Source organism: Bacillus sp. NPDC057893 (assembly GCF_042796455.1).
In the GTDB taxonomy this organism is placed as follows: domain Bacteria; phylum Bacillota; class Bacilli; order Bacillales; family Bacillaceae_G; genus Bacillus_A.
Genome location: NZ_JBHVNG010000019.1, coordinates 24,429 through 36,439 on the forward strand (window position 1 = coordinate 24,429; position 12,011 = coordinate 36,439).

12 protein-coding genes are annotated in these 12,011 nt (G+C 33.4%); 9 read left to right on the plus strand and 3 right to left on the minus strand.

What is annotated here, in order from left to right:
- Positions 1-48: 48 nt before the first annotated feature.
- Complete coding sequence (locus tag ACFVQC_RS28960) at positions 49-546, plus strand: DUF421 domain-containing protein (RefSeq protein WP_377895175.1); 498 nt, start codon at positions 49-51, stop codon at positions 544-546.
- A gap of 94 nt (positions 547-640) precedes the next feature.
- Here the strand turns inward: ACFVQC_RS28960 and ACFVQC_RS28965 are convergent, their stop codons facing one another.
- Positions 641-2,143 (minus strand): multicopper oxidase family protein, encoded by a 1,503-nt coding sequence (locus ACFVQC_RS28965; protein WP_377895174.1) that lies wholly within the window; start codon positions 2,141-2,143, stop codon positions 641-643.
- A gap of 408 nt (positions 2,144-2,551) precedes the next feature.
- Between ACFVQC_RS28965 and ACFVQC_RS28970 the strand changes: the two genes are divergently transcribed.
- Positions 2,552-3,085 carry a TetR/AcrR family transcriptional regulator gene (locus ACFVQC_RS28970; RefSeq protein ID WP_377895172.1) on the plus strand — a complete coding sequence of 178 codons (534 nt, stop codon included), beginning with the start codon at positions 2,552-2,554 and terminating at the stop codon, positions 3,083-3,085.
- A gap of 158 nt (positions 3,086-3,243) precedes the next feature.
- Entirely contained in the window at positions 3,244-3,666 is a 423-nt protein-coding gene (locus ACFVQC_RS28975) for a DUF3995 domain-containing protein (RefSeq protein ID WP_002147682.1), read from the plus strand.
- A gap of 340 nt (positions 3,667-4,006) precedes the next feature.
- On the opposite strand, the gene pdxR is transcribed toward ACFVQC_RS28975, so the two are convergent.
- On the minus strand, positions 4,007-5,446 hold the full coding sequence (gene pdxR, locus ACFVQC_RS28980) for a MocR-like pyridoxine biosynthesis transcription factor PdxR (RefSeq protein ID WP_377895171.1): 1,440 nt from the start codon (positions 5,444-5,446) through the stop codon (positions 4,007-4,009).
- A gap of 148 nt (positions 5,447-5,594) precedes the next feature.
- Between pdxR and ACFVQC_RS28985 the strand changes: the two genes are divergently transcribed.
- The 4 genes from ACFVQC_RS28985 to ACFVQC_RS29000 all read left to right on the plus strand — a co-directional run bounded on the left by ACFVQC_RS28985 (position 5,595) and on the right by ACFVQC_RS29000 (position 8,985).
- Complete coding sequence (locus ACFVQC_RS28985; protein WP_264540879.1) at positions 5,595-6,512, plus strand: DMT family transporter; 918 nt, start codon at positions 5,595-5,597, stop codon at positions 6,510-6,512.
- A 217-nt stretch (positions 6,513-6,729) separates the two neighbouring features.
- On the plus strand, positions 6,730-7,893 hold the full coding sequence (locus ACFVQC_RS28990; RefSeq protein ID WP_377899985.1) for an FAD-dependent oxidoreductase: 1,164 nt from the start codon (positions 6,730-6,732) through the stop codon (positions 7,891-7,893).
- A gap of 24 nt (positions 7,894-7,917) precedes the next feature.
- Positions 7,918-8,583, plus strand: a complete 666-nt coding sequence (locus tag ACFVQC_RS28995) for a TetR/AcrR family transcriptional regulator (protein ID WP_377895168.1) — start codon at positions 7,918-7,920, stop codon at positions 8,581-8,583.
- 171 nt (positions 8,584-8,754) lie between these two features.
- The gene (locus tag ACFVQC_RS29000; protein WP_377895166.1) at positions 8,755-8,985 is read left to right on the plus strand and encodes a hypothetical protein; all 231 of its coding nucleotides are present in this window, start codon (positions 8,755-8,757) and stop codon (positions 8,983-8,985) included.
- A 55-nt stretch (positions 8,986-9,040) separates the two neighbouring features.
- Here the strand turns inward: ACFVQC_RS29000 and secY are convergent, their stop codons facing one another.
- Complete coding sequence (gene secY / locus ACFVQC_RS29005) at positions 9,041-10,345, minus strand: preprotein translocase subunit SecY (protein WP_002069884.1); 1,305 nt, start codon at positions 10,343-10,345, stop codon at positions 9,041-9,043.
- A gap of 299 nt (positions 10,346-10,644) precedes the next feature.
- On the opposite strand from secY, the gene ACFVQC_RS29010 reads away from it, so the two are divergent.
- Complete coding sequence (locus ACFVQC_RS29010) at positions 10,645-10,797, plus strand: hypothetical protein (protein WP_002069882.1); 153 nt, start codon at positions 10,645-10,647, stop codon at positions 10,795-10,797.
- 84 nt (positions 10,798-10,881) lie between these two features.
- The gene (locus ACFVQC_RS29015) at positions 10,882-11,397 is read left to right on the plus strand and encodes a DinB family protein (protein WP_377895164.1); all 516 of its coding nucleotides are present in this window, start codon (positions 10,882-10,884) and stop codon (positions 11,395-11,397) included.
- The last annotated feature ends 614 nt before the right edge of the window (positions 11,398-12,011 follow it).

The window sequence follows — 12,011 nt, forward strand, 5'->3', positions numbered from 1 at the left end:
CTTTAATGGGAATACTAGTAACATTCACTATTAAAGGGTTGGGCTGTAATGAATATACTTTTTGAAAGCATTATTTTAATCCTCACTGGAATTATTGTTTTAAAATTGACAGGTAGTAAATCTGTTAGCCAAATGACTAGAGCTGAAATTATTATTGTTGTTTCTATAGGTCGTATTATTGTAGAACCTATATTAAGTAGGAAAGTAGTCCCATCTATTTTTGCTGCGTTTATTTTTGCGAGTGTTTTACTTATCATTCATTTTTTTGAATTGAAATCACGAAAAGTAGAAAAGTTTCTAAATGGAACTAGCATTATTGTTATAGAAAACGGAGAAGTTTTAAAAAAGAATTTATTACGTGCAAAAATGTCAGAACAACAATTATTTATGCATCTGAGAGAAAAAGGTATACATGAAATCAAGAATTTACAACAAGCAACCGTAGAAACGAACGGACGTGTTGGGTACCAACTAACTAATAAGGCACAACCAGTTACTTTGGAAATGCTAGAGAAGCTATTAGAGCAATGCAATCTTAAAAAATAGTTGTAGACTGAAAAGCGCTTCCTGTACTTTTCTCAAACATGTAAAAGACCCTTCAGTAATCCTGAAGGGACTTTCGTGTTATCTAATGTATCTATCAATTTAATTTGTGTCTATTAAGATTGGAAGGTATGATTTTTAACGGTCTCATCATGTCATGGTCTTCATGCTCTAAACGATGACAATGCCATACATAATCTCCAGAATAGGGCTCAAACTTCATTATGATTCGGACGGTTTGTTCACCAGCTACTAGAACGGTATCTTTTAAACCGAAATCAGCTGGGAGAAGGGCTAATAAGTTTCCATTCAAGTCATGACGATCAAGAACTCGAAAATTAACTAGATGTATATGAATAGGATGAATCCCAACGGTCAAATTTACTAACTCCCATATTTCAACAGAATTAAGTAAAGGTGTTTCTGTCACAGAATCGGCCCATTCTTTATTATCTAATAAAAGCATGAGACGCCCAAATTCATCCTCTGAGTCATTTAATGTTAATCGTCTTACTTTTTTTACGTTTACTTTTTCTAATGGAATAAAGTCAATGTTACTTAATATGCACGGGATTTTACTTTTATCTGGGCAGGATAATGGTTTCGTTACTTGGAACTCCATTATCTCACCAGTTGGATTATCTAAATCACTTCCATTTTGTAATACTGCCTTTTTTCCTACAAACCTTGAAAAATCAATAATAATGTCAATACGTTCTGCTGGTGAAACATCTAAACTTTGTACTTTAATCGGCCGTTTAAGAAGGCCTCCATCAGTTCCTATTAAAAAGAATGAGCTAAGGTCACTTAATTGGAACTTGTATGTGCGAGTATTAGAAGCGTTTAATAAACGAAATCTATATTTGCGGGGCTCCACTTTTAAAAATGGCCATACTTTCCCGTTGACTGCAATTGTATTTCCTAAAAATAGAGAAACAATAGAAGGGTATGGTAAACCTGGTGATGGATCTTCAGGTTGAGCAGGATAAAATAGGGAACCGTCCGGATTAAAAGATTTATCTTGAACGATAAGTGGTATCTCGTATTTCCCTTTAGGTAGGGGTAGTGATTTTTCTTCTTTATCACGAATCAAGTAAAGTCCTGCGAGACCCGCATATACATTTAAACGAGTAATCCCAAGTGCATGATCATGATACCAAAGGGCAGTTGCTCGTTCTCGATTCGTATAATGATAAATCTCTTTTACGAAACTAGGACCTGTTTGTTGAAAATTTTTCGTAAACCATGCTTCAGGATGACCATCGCTATCTGGCTCACTTGGGCTTCCATGTAAATGTACAACAGCTCGTACTTCTGGGTTATCATGGGCCCCGTGAACGGTTGTATCAACAGGTAAGAAGTGTTTTTTAGGTAAATCGTTTGACCATCTCACATATACAGGATGATCTTTTTTAACCTCAAACGTTGGACCAGGTACCAATCCATTATAACCCCATACTTTCGTCTTAGGTAAATCTCTATGAAACTTGTGTAATGTTTCAATCATACGTACATCATAAAACGGCTTACCTTTATATGTTCCTTTTGGTTTTATTGTGGAGGGAATCGGAAGGGGATCAACAAATTTTTGTAATTCCAAACAGCTCTATCTCCTTTCATGTAATATAGTATATTCTATTACATGACTGTTTTATTGTTTGTATACTTGACCAACAAAATCATTGATATATCCCTTATACATGTGAAGCTAATATGACTTAAAATAATATACAGAAAAATTTAGTGGCCTAACTGCTTCTTCAGGGGTTTTAGGCTGTGGACCATCCAAACCTTCTTGGAATTTACAGAGGAAGATATTTTACTGGACATAACAGAAAATCTATTTGATTGAGTATGTGCTTGTATTTTACCAAAGGTGATAACAATCAATATTACGATTAACAACATTAAAGTTCAAAAAATAAACAGAATGAATAATTGACAAAAAATGAGAATAGTAGTAACCTAACGTAAAACATACGCTACCGTATTTTATTGGAGAGATGATATGCAATTAACGAGGGAAGACTGGATAAAAGTAGGATTACAACAATTAGCTAATGAAGGAATACATAAAGTTCGCATTGAAGCACTTGCTCGATTGCTAAAAATAAGCAAAGGAAGCTTCTATCACTATTTTCGTGACCATCAAGAGCTTTTAGATTCTATGCTTGACTTTTGGGAAGTACATGCAACAAAGCTGATTGTTCAAAGTATGGAGCAACAGGATGCCTCTTTAGAACAGCTATTACAGATTAGTTTTAATCGAGATAAAAAAATTGAGAATGGTATTTATGCTTGGGCTAAATATGATCCTGTTGTGGCAACACGTTTAGTAGATATAGAAGAACAAAGAATTTCTTGTGTTGCAAAATTGTATCAAAAAATGGGCGTAGACGAAACTGAATCAATTGATCGAGCGAGACTTGCCTATTTAACGTATGTAGGATGGATGACAAGGTTTGAAGCAAATCCTAATTTTGATATTAATAAAATGGTTGAGCTTTTAACTTCTTTCAGCGGGTGTCCAAACATCGACTGAAAGAAGTTAAGCTTCCGGACGCAATTATGCTGAGGCATAATTGATTATTCGATAATATGTGTCCCTAATATGGTTATAAAACCTGAAGGGACAAAATTTTTACTGTAACATACGGTAGTGTATGTTATTTTTGAAGTTACGACATTGGGGGCGAATAAATGAAATTACTATTAACATTAGTAGCTGTAGTGCTTCTGTGTTTTATCAGTTTTTTGCATATTTATTGGGCTTTTGGAGGTCGATGGGGTTCTGCCGCTGTTATCCCAGTAAAAGAGGGAGAACATAAGCCAGCTTTTACTCCGAGAATATGGGGAACATTATTCATAGCCATTCTTATTCTACTAGCTAGTGTCATTATTGTTGTTCAAGTAGGTTATTTGCAGGGATTCCAAGCAAATAGTTTATCTAAAATCGGAAGTATTGTCTGTGCTTTAGTTTTCATTATTAGGGCAATTGGTGATTTTAAGTTTGTTGGATTTTTCAAAAAAATTAAACATTCTCAGTTTGCTAGATACGACACTTGGTTCTATAGTCCATTATGTTTATTCTTTGGCTTTGTCTATATCATGTTGTTGTTTTAATAAGTATAATGAATTCCCTATAAAATAAATTTTATACAGGAAGAAAACACCTCCTATTGAACAAGTAGTAATAAAAAGAGGTTTGAGCATAGCAATAGAGCAATACGGGTTCTGGTGACAGCGAAGTCCGCTATGATTAGTCATTTGTGTTTAAAAAGAGGATAGATAGGGCGAATTTATTCAAGCTCTTCTATCCTTTTAATTTTTATAAATATAATGTATGACATTAGATAAGAATTCACTATTAATAATAGGTTCAGCTTATATCTTGACTTTTAATAAAATTTTAAAGTGTTGGTTTTTTATTGTGTGAATAAGAGGTTAGTTGTTGTTTTGGAGTTTAAATCATTGATTTAAACTTAGCAATTGTATCATGTAATCTTTCTAATCCAATCAACATATCTTTTTCATTTAACATTGAATAACTAATTCGTAAATGATTATATTGAGTTTCATGGCTTAACAGACAAGCTGTGCCGGGTAAAAAAGAAACATCTACTTCATTCGCTTTTTGTAATAATGTAAAAGGATCGATTGACTGAGGGAGTGTAACCCATAAGTTAAATCCTCCATTAGGTATTTCAAATTCTAATTCTTTTAATGGAGATAATATATCAATTGTTAAATCGCGTCTAATTTGTAAAGCAGTACGTAATTTTTCTAAATGATTTTTCATTCGTTCCGCTCGTAAAAAAGGAAGTAGTGCTTTTTGTGTCAATAAGGGACTACCTATATCCATCGAAGCTTTCACGGCATATAACCATTCAAAAATAGGACCCTCAGCTGCAAGCGCCGCGATGCGAAGACCTGGTGCTAACGTTTTACTAAATCCTTTTAAATATATAACGTGACCATTCGTATCAAAGCTTTTTATTGGAGGTGGAATTTTAAAATCCTCAAAATATATCTCTCCGAAAGAATCATCCTCTAAAATAAAAAATTGATAAAGCTCTGATAGTTCTACAAGTTCCATTCTTCTTTCTTTGCTCATTACTGTGCCCGTCGGATTCTGAAAAGTAGGATTCACATATAACAAAACAGGATTCTTTCTTTGACAAATATCATCGATTAAATCTGAGCGAATGCCGTTGTTGTCAAGACTAACAGGGATAATCTGAACGCCTTTATTAACAAATACATCAAGCGCCGCTCCGTAACATGGACTTTCTACTAGCACTAAGTCTCCGGGCTTTAATAATGTTTGGGCAATTAAATCAATTCCTTGCTGGGCACCACTTGTAATTAATAATTGAGATGGATCTATAACTAATTGTTGGTGTTCTTTTAAGTAGTTTGTTATTTCCACTATAAGCTCTTTATCACCTTGAACAGGTCCGTAAGTTGCTAGTATCATTTGATCTTTATTAAGTAATTTATGCATTTCATCTGAAAGAAATGGATTTGGTAATAAACGTGGATAAAGGATCGCCTGTGAAAAATCGAAATATTTACGATGTTGGCTCATTACATATTGAGAACGCATAACATTAATGGATTTCGTTTGTTGCCATTGATATGGAATTGGTTTGAAATCTTTATTCACACGTTTATGTATATAGGCACCTTTTCCTTGTTCAATTCGTATATAACCTTTCGTTTCTAACTGTTTATAAGCTTTACGAACAGTTAATAAACTAATTTGCAAATCATCGGCCATAGAACGTAAAGAAGGGAGGTAATCGCCATGTGAAAGCATCCCGCTTTGAATTCTCTCAACAATTTGCATATATATTTGTTGGTAATATGGTATGTTGGATTCTTTACGTAGTACTATCTTCATAGAATCACCTGTTTTTCTTTTTAATTTAATTAAAGCGAAAAACATCCTGACAATCAACTATATTTTTATTCAACTGTTATATGCGTGGATACACTGTTATACACCATATCCTCTATACTCATTTCAAGAGTAAAAAGGAGGAAGGAAAATGGTCATTTTAAATTATATTTTAGTATGTATTATTTTTGGAACGACATTTTTAACGATAAAAATTGGAATAGAAGCGGGGGCACCACCATTATTTTCAGCTGGAATTCGTTTCTTTTTGGCGGGTCTTATTCTCATTATTATTTTTAAATTAAAGCGAAAGGATATTATGCCTTACTTATTATCGAAACGTATTATATATGCTGGTTTTTGTTTAACATTTATGACATTCGCGACCCTTTACTGGGCTGAACAATATATTTCTTCTGGATTAGCTGCAGTTCTATCCGCTACGGCCCCAATGATGATCTTGCTATTACAATCAAGGCGAAACAAAACAAAATTGCAAAAAGAACAACTTGTTGCTTTAGTTATAGCACTTATAGGCGTTTTTTGTATTTCTTTACCTGGAATGCATCAAGAACTTACATTAATATGGAGTATCGCTTGCCTTATTATAATAGTAGGAGAGTTGTTTTATGGAATAGGTTCTATTCGTTCAAAAGAAATACTTTCAGATTTACCTGATGTATCACCATTTCTCATTAACGGTATTCAAATGTTTTATGGGGGAATCTTGCTGTTAATTGTATCTGGTGTAATGGAACAGCCAAATCTAGCTGTATTAACATCTTGGAATGTACAATGGCCAATTTTATATCTCATATTTATAGGATCTATCGGTGGACACGGTTTATATTACTGGCTTTTATCAAAAACAAATCCTGTATTTCCATCAACGTGGTTATATGTATCTCCGTTAATCGCTGTTATTGTAGGTTATTTTGTATTAGGAGAACCATTAAATCCTACAATGGGAATTGGTGCTTGTTTAATCTTGATTGGTGTATTTTTAGCAAATCGTTCTACGCTGGGCGTCTATTTTAAGCAAGGGAAGTTATTGAAGAAAGAAATTTAAATAATATAAAAGAAATCATTGGACTATTAAGTTAATAAAGTATTATTACTTTATTAACTTAAAAAGCATGTTACTACTGACTTGTAACATGCTTTTTATTTTTACATATTAAGTTTAACATAATTTGCTTAGTAATTAACGAACAGTGTACTTTACGAACAGTGTACGTTATGTTATAAATAAAACAAGTAATTCAATAAAATATAAGGTGTGATAAATGATGGAAAGAAAAAATAAAGGAGAAAAACGTATTGCAATTATAGGTGCTGGACCAGGAGGTTTAACATTAGCTCGTATATTACAGAAACATGGTTTAAAATGTGTCGTATATGAAAGAGAAACATCGCCATGGATTCGGCAACAAGGAGGTTCATTAGATATTCATCATGATTCCGGACAAGAGGCGCTTAAAGAAGCAGGATTGTTAGAACAATTTAATGAACTTGCTAGATATGAGGGAGAAGATTTTCGTTTATTTGATAAGAACGGAAAAATATATTTAGATGAAGTAGCGGATCCTAATGGCGGAGATCGTCCAGAAATTGATCGAGGAACTTTACGTGAATTACTTTTAAATTCTGTTGATCCGGAATGTATACATTGGGGCTATAACTTAACAAAAGCCATTCCTGTAGAAAATGGTATACATGAACTGCATTTTGAAAATGGACACGTAGACACTGTTGATTTAGTGGTAGCAGCAGATGGTGCCTTCTCTCGAATTCGTCCACTTGTCACAAATTCTATACCACAATATACTGGAATTAGCATGGTAGAATTGAATTTGAAAAATGTAACGAAAAATCATCCTCAGATGGCGAAATTCAATCGACGTGGCAAAGTATTTGCACTTGCGGAGCATAAAGGAATTCTTGCGCAATTAAATGGAGATGACAGTATTCGCGTATATTTAAGTTTTAGAACAGATAAAAAATGGCTTGATAATTGTGGAATTCCATTTGAAAATTTAGAAGAAGCAAAACATCAACTTCTACAGTATTTCGAAGACTGGGATGAAACACTTAAAAATTATATTCGATGTGCAGATGGTGCGATTTTTCCTAGACGAATGTATATGTTACCTGTTGGACTAACTTGGAAAAGTACGCCTGGTGTTACTTTAACTGGTGATGCAGCTCATTTAATGTCTCCATTTGCGGGTGAAGGTGTGAACCTTGCGATGCGTGATGCGGCAGAGGTTGCATTGTCTCTTATAAAACACGATGATTGGAACAAAGCGATTGAAAGTTATGAAGAAAAAATGTACGATTATTCTTCTCAATCCGCTGAAGTGTCAAATGATAATCTGGAGATTTGTTTCTCAGAGGATGCTGCTATGAAACTGTATAATCTTATGAATCAACTTCATGAGCAACAATAAAAATATATTTACTAAAGGAGAACTATGGAAGAACAAACGAATACAATTACTAGTCGTCGTTCACGACCAGCAAAAGAACCGTTAAGTAAGGAAATCATTGTGAAGACTGCTTATGACCTATTAGAGTCTGAAGGTATTTCTGGCCTTAGTATGCGTAAAATTGCAAAAGTATTAGATACCGGGCCGTCTTCTTTATATGTATACGTAAAAAATGCTGATGAATTAAGAGCGTATGTATTAGATTATGGTCTAGGGAAAATTGAAATAACAGATGAGAAAAATGAACCATGGAAAAAAGAGCTATTTGCACTTGTACATTCATATTTTCGAATTTTATTCGACTCTTCTGGAATGGCAGAATTAGCTTTAATGACAATTCCAATTGGACCAAATTCTTTAGCCCTTACTGAACAGATTTTGCGTCAATTACATGAAGGTGGGGTTAATGCAAGAGGATCGGCGTGGGGAGTAGATATTTTACTGTTATATGCTGCTTCGGTCGCATATGAACAAACAGCTCGCAAAGAAAAAGGTACCACTCTTGACGCAATTCGTGCTTCATATGAGACTTTAGATACAAAAAGGTATCCAATGATTGTAAGTCTAAAAGAAGATATGTTATCTGGTGGAGAAGAACGATTCCGCTGGGGATTAGAAGTTGTTTTGCAAGGTATTTTACATGCGCAATAATATAATTAGTTTAAAACAGAGAGCTAAATGAGCGGCACTCTGTTTTTTTGAAAGAAAAATATGATATCTGTGTCCGCAAACTACATTGTTAATTAATTTCAACATCTCTTTTTATACGATAGTAATAGACAACTTACACAATATACCCTTGATAACAAAGAGGTTAAAGAATTGGTTGAAGTGCTAATATATCAAGGTATAGATTTACTTTTAGGTAAAATAGAATACTTAGAAGTGAAAACCTTTGGGATAAAAGATGGTAATAGAGTTGTTAGTCACAAAATAATTATATTAAAAGACTTTGTACCAGATTATCTAACTATTGATAAAATCATGATGAGACTCTTTATAACAGCTAAGAGATGTATTGAAGGTGAGAATAAGGAACTGCTTTTTTGGTAGTAAAGATACAGATAGAATAAAAAACACTAGATCTTTAAAATCTAGTGTTTTTTTATTAGTTCACTTTCTTTATAAAACCTTTATAATGACGCTTCACAAGTTGACTTTCTAACGTCTTCATCGTTTCTAATGCAACACCTACGATGATTAGTAAACTTGTACCACCGATTTGAGCAGATGGTGGTAATGTAGCGATTTTTGTAAATACAAGTGGTAATATTGAAATTGCTCCTAAGAAAATCGCACCGATAAATGTTAAACGGTATAAAATTTTTGTTACATACTGTTCTGTAGATTTACCTGGGCGAATACCCGGGACATATCCGTTTTGCTTTTTCAAATTCTCAGCCATTTGTTCAGGATTTACTTGAATAAACGCGTAGAAATATGTGAAGGCAACGATAAGACCCACATATAGTGTCATTCCAAATGGATGTGCAAAATCAAGATTCGCAATTATCCATTTAGATACGCTTGAATCAGGGAAGAGCTGCGCAATTGTACGCGGCGTCATTAAAAAGGCTGAAGCAAAGATAACAGGAATTACACCTGCACTATTTACTTTAAGAGGTAAATGAGTATTTTTTGCTCCTTGATATTGATTGTTTCCTGAAACAGCTTTTGCATATTGAATCGGTATTTTTCGAACAGCTTGTTGAATGTAAATAACACCAACAACTATCGCTAAAATTACGAGTCCAATTAAAACCATTTTTATTATGTGCATAAATAACTGATCGCCTGCGTTTTGGAATTGTTGCAAATAAATTTGATTAGCGACATTTGGAATCGCCGCAACAAGTCCTGCGAAGATAATCATTGAGATTCCATTACCAACGCCATTAGCGGTAATTTGTTCACCTAACCAAAGTAAAAATGCAGTACCAGCAGTTAAAACTGTCGCAATAAATAAGTATGTAGTCCAGCTTTGATCTGTAATTAATTGTCCACCTGCTATATTATTAAAACCATAAGACATCCCAATGGATTGTATAAATGCGAGAATGATTGTAAAGTATCGAGTAAATTGAGCTGATTTCTTACGGCCCATTTCTCCTTGCTTTGCCCATTCTGTAAATTTAGGTACAACGTCCATTTGTAGTAATTGTACAATGATAGAAGCTGTAATATATGGTGTGATACCTACAGCAAAGATTGAGAAGTGTTGCAGTGCTCCTCCGCCAAATACGTTTAGCATACCTAAAACGTTGGCTTGATCTTGTACTTTTAATACCTCTGCGTTAGTATGAGGAACTGGAATAAACGTGCCAATTCGAAAAACAATTAGCATCGCTAGTGTAAAAAGAATTTTGTTTCTTATCTCAGCTACTCTCATGAAATTTGAAATCGTACGAAACATTATGTCGCCTCCTATATTTTTATCAGTTCAAAACTGATTATTATATCCCGATGAAGTAACCACAAACCTCCTTCCGCATTAAATTCATTTGACAAATGGAATTTTATACATTTTGTAGTTTTCACGGATATAAAAATATAAGGTGTTATACAAGCGATTTATTGACTTTTCGTAATCATTCAATACCCATAATATAACTAATAAATTAACAAATGTACATACATAAGCATTAAAAATGAATGAATAGGATGATTTTTTACATATATTTAATGCTAGATTGATAATTAGGAACGTTTTATGTGGTTATATTGAAGGGATTCCGTGGAAAGTATTATGATGTAGCTGTAGCGCATAATAACCTCAAGGAAATCTTCAAGGATGTTGAGAGAACTCATACGTTTCAGCATGAATTAGAGAACCTACTAAAGAAAGAAAAGATTGGATTGGAATAATAGTGAAGGAAAATCTTTTTTCTATAGAGAATATTTCTAGCGTAGGAATCTAAGTATGTAGGTTCTAATGAAAGGAGAATTCACATGAATACATTTGTAAATGACAAGTTTTATGAAACTAGAAATCAATTATTTGAGGAAATTACTTTGTTAAGTGATGCTCAATTTAATAGGAAACCAGATAAGGATAAATGGAGTATAGCACAAGTTTGTCATCACTTAGTTTTATTAGATGAGAGAGTTATAACAGTTATTTCATCGGGATTAAAAAAGATGGATAGTATCTTAAATGAGCGTAAAGAAATTCACACTATTTTATTAGATAGATCGATAAAATTTATAGCCCCAGAAATGATTAAACCAAGTATAGAACCATTTGAAGTGCAGCAAATGGTTGATTTGTTAAACGACTCTAGAAAAGAATTGATGCGTTTCCTGAGTACAATAGAAGATGAATCTATATTAGCGAAAAAATCAGTGACGCATCCAACTCTTGGAGAATTACTTCTTGATCAGTGGATAGAACTGATCTATTTGCATGAACAGCGTCATATAGAACAAATTAAAGAGATAAAATTGCTTTGTGGAGTTGAAAAGTAAACATCATTATCTATTTTTTGAGCGATTTGGGATAGCATCAAGGTTTCGAGTGATAAAATAGAAATCCTGATTAAAATTATGATGAATTTAGTTGAAAGCAACCAATAAGCTGAAGAAATTACGAAACTAGTAGATCTTACCCCTGAAGAGGAAACGAACATTCAAAAAAATCTGAATCCGATTTGCTGTATAAGTGTAACCCCGTCTTAAATGAAGAGCGGGGTTATTATTTTTGGAAGTGATCTCAGCATTTTCATTTAGAAGGAAATAAATTGGCAATGAAATCCGAAAATGTAATCAGCATTACACACTATATCTTTAAGTTATAATGATTTTCGGAAATGAGCTATATGTCCAAATTTTTGAAAGTAATCTTACACCTACCATTGGGTAAGCACCTTTCACGCGTTTGAGGAATAAGTATTTTGTCAGAAAACGATAAAATACAATTCTATTAAGGGATATATGCATTTTATTCTCTTTATTTTTGCAGTTGAAGTTTTCTGAATAACAAGTTATATTTTTAAAGTTCAAGCAACTTTATGACAGTACAAAAAGGGGAGAAATATTGATATTATGCAAAAAACGAAATGGAAGAACTATGTATGCTATTT

Excerpts from the sequence above, each read along its gene's own strand:
- ACFVQC_RS28960 (WP_377895175.1), top strand. The coding sequence starts at position 49 with ATGAATATACTTTTTGAAAGCATTATTTTAATCCTCACTGGAATTATT.
- ACFVQC_RS28970 (WP_377895172.1), top strand. The coding sequence starts at position 2,552 with ATGCAATTAACGAGGGAAGACTGGATAAAAGTAGGATTACAACAATTA.
- ACFVQC_RS28975 (WP_002147682.1), top strand. The coding sequence starts at position 3,244 with ATGAAATTACTATTAACATTAGTAGCTGTAGTGCTTCTGTGTTTTATC.
- pdxR (WP_377895171.1), bottom strand. The coding sequence starts at position 5,446 with ATGAAGATAGTACTACGTAAAGAATCCAACATACCATATTACCAACAA.
- ACFVQC_RS28985 (WP_264540879.1), top strand. The coding sequence starts at position 5,595 with ATGGTCATTTTAAATTATATTTTAGTATGTATTATTTTTGGAACGACA.
- ACFVQC_RS28990 (WP_377899985.1), top strand. The coding sequence starts at position 6,730 with ATGATGGAAAGAAAAAATAAAGGAGAAAAACGTATTGCAATTATAGGT.
- ACFVQC_RS28995 (WP_377895168.1), top strand. The coding sequence starts at position 7,918 with ATGGAAGAACAAACGAATACAATTACTAGTCGTCGTTCACGACCAGCA.
- secY (WP_002069884.1), bottom strand. The coding sequence starts at position 10,345 with ATGTTTCGTACGATTTCAAATTTCATGAGAGTAGCTGAGATAAGAAAC.
- ACFVQC_RS29015 (WP_377895164.1), top strand. The coding sequence starts at position 10,882 with ATGAATACATTTGTAAATGACAAGTTTTATGAAACTAGAAATCAATTA.